The sequence below is a fragment of the Vibrio aestuarianus genome (assembly GCF_012395185.1).
Taxonomy (GTDB): domain Bacteria; phylum Pseudomonadota; class Gammaproteobacteria; order Enterobacterales; family Vibrionaceae; genus Vibrio; species Vibrio aestuarianus.
The window spans coordinates 1-2,364 of sequence record NZ_JAAZTU010000087.1; the positions used below are offsets into that span (position 1 = coordinate 1).

The window sequence follows — 2,364 nt, forward strand, 5'->3', positions numbered from 1 at the left end:
GTATATAAAGGCCAGTCAATGACAACAAACAAAACTAGAAAAAATAACATTAACAGTACGAAAATTAATACTATTAGAACATATTGTGAACAGTAAGGAATAATTTCAAATACCATATATTAAAAATCCCTCCCTACTTACAATGGTCTAATAGATAGACAATTATTCATTGAATAATTATAGTTATAAAAATCACCAAAAATTTTCCAACTCTACAAATTAACCTATAACGCTGTTACGCGTAATCGTTAATTGTCCCACTTCCGATCTTAGCATGATTTATTTCAACGAGTTCAGTTGCTTCATCAACTTCTACAGGAGAGTTTCTTGCTCGATTACCTCGATCGTGACCTCTAGAACCATTGTGACTATTAGGTGAAGACTGGTATTGAACAGTTGTTTGTCCTAAATTAACCCCGCTCTGAATAAGTAAATCTCTCATTTTATATAATGTTTGCTCTACCAAATCTTTGGTATTTTGGCTTGATACTGTAAAATTTAAACTGGTAATGTCGTTATTGACTGTTAGCCTTATATTAAGCTTTCCTAACTCTGGTGGGTCCAATCGAATATCTATATTCGTTAAGTTTTTTGCTAATGAAACTTGTATTTTTTCCATTATTTGTTCATTTACTCTTTCCCTTACTTCACTCGTGTTGTAGCCCCTAGTTAGTAATGTCGACGAGTCTAAAACTCCGACTCGTTGCTGGCTTAAATAAGACGTTAATTCTAGACTCGAGTTAGGTTGATTTGGCCCAACCATTTCATCGAAAGTTGTTTTAATCGACCGAAATAAATCGTTCAGCTCCCCATCGTCTAAGCCTTTATTTTGCTGACCAATAAAATCATCATAGGTATGGCTTATTTTTTCGATTGAAAGATTGGCGTTATATGAACCTGTATTATTCGTCATTAAATTTTTAATTTCTTCTTGTTTGCTTTCAAGTTCAGAATTCGAATGTCGAATTAAGGGAGGGGTTATGAGTAATTTACTAGCTTCTCTCAAATCGTTGATGATCCTACGACCTTCGGCTATAACCTCTCCAGAACTTGGTCCCGGAGAGTGAATGTTTCGCGCATTATCCAAGTTACTAAGCGAAGAAAAATTAGCAATAATATCTTCTATATCTTCTATATCTTCTATATCTTCTATATCTTCTATATCTTCTATATCTTCTATATCTTCTAATAGCTCAAAGATAGAATTTGGGGGTTGAATAGTCGCATCAATCTCAGATTCATTGCCAACAAGCATTAGTATGTCAGAAAACTGATTGTCTTGATCAAAAACAAAACTTTCGCTTGATTCCGTTTTAACGTTGATGTCTAAATTACTTGAATAAGTTGTAACTACACCGTTCATAACAACCTTAATCTTACTCTACATAAAATGTATATTAAATTTATACACACAATTTCTGATATTACATAAAATTTAGAATAGCACTTATTTGAAAAGTTGCAGTTACATAGGTAACAAAAGATAAACAAGATTAAAAGCTTTGAATAAATACTTGATTCTCAAATATAATACTATCACAACTAGTCAAGTCATTTTTCACAATGAAAATTAAAGCAGGATCTAGAGAACTTCGGTATTTAACCACTTCATTATATGAACGACGTTTATTATCACTATCTAGTAGAATAGACTTCAAATAATTGAGATCATCATAATTAAATCCATTTCTTTTAAAGCAACGCAATGCAGCGTTTTCTTCTATCCATAGAGTCACTTGCCGAGAATCACTACTTTGTTTTGCATCGGTGTAAATACGTTCAATTATCTTAGACATTTGGATTAGAGATGCTCTTAGACCAGGTTCTAAGGGGAACCGATGGCTAATGTATATTTCTATATCATCACGTAGACCATTGCCGTTACTATCCAAACTACTAACAATTTTAGGTAGTTGTTTGATAAAGTCAGGGGGCTTATCTATCAAAAGAAGGTTTTTTAACCTGGATATTTCCAAGGCGACATTATTATTCTCTTTAGACAAACAATTGAAACTCAATATAGATAATACAATGATTAATAAAGTAGTTCTAAACATAATAAGTTAAGTCAAACGGATCTCTTTTAGTGGATCGAAGAACATGAGGTTGCAATTTAATAGGATATTTTTCAATCCATTCATATCATCAATTATTATCCCCCCCCGCCTAATTGTAATTAAATTATCTGATTCAAATTTTTTAAGTACGAAATTCAACTTAGGTCTTGAAATCTTCGAAGAGGATGCCAAAAGTGATTGTGATATTTTAATTCGACAGTCAAGCACTCCACACCTTTCCAGATGACAGTGCAGATCGACTAAAGAGTATGCAATTCTAATGTCTTTATTATGAATAGATGTAAGT

Annotated in this window: 3 protein-coding genes; all 3 read right to left on the reverse strand. The window is 32.5% G+C overall.

The annotated features are described in order from the left end of the window. Nucleotides 1–235: 235 nt before the first annotated feature. The 3 genes from HGG78_RS18625 to HGG78_RS19325 all read right to left on the reverse strand — a co-directional run bounded on the left by HGG78_RS18625 (nucleotide 236) and on the right by HGG78_RS19325 (nucleotide 2,354). Nucleotides 236–1,363, reverse strand: a complete 1,128-nt coding sequence (locus HGG78_RS18625) for a flagellar hook-length control protein FliK (protein WP_172533800.1) — start codon at nucleotides 1,361–1,363, stop codon at nucleotides 236–238. Between the two features lie 130 nt (nucleotides 1,364–1,493). Continuing rightward, the gene (locus tag HGG78_RS18630) at nucleotides 1,494–2,003 is read right to left on the reverse strand and encodes a hypothetical protein (RefSeq protein ID WP_172533801.1); all 510 of its coding nucleotides are present in this window, start codon (nucleotides 2,001–2,003) and stop codon (nucleotides 1,494–1,496) included. Between the two features lie 60 nt (nucleotides 2,004–2,063). After that, nucleotides 2,064–2,354 carry a helix-turn-helix domain-containing protein gene (locus tag HGG78_RS19325; RefSeq protein WP_422108897.1) on the reverse strand — a complete coding sequence of 97 codons (291 nt, stop codon included), beginning with the start codon at nucleotides 2,352–2,354 and terminating at the stop codon, nucleotides 2,064–2,066. Nucleotides 2,355–2,364 lie beyond the last annotated feature (10 nt).

Bases quoted from the DNA above. Each gene is read 5' to 3' on its own strand.
- HGG78_RS18625 (WP_172533800.1), bottom strand. From the start codon at position 1,363: ATGAACGGTGTAGTTACAACTTATTCAAGTAATTTAGACATCAACGTT.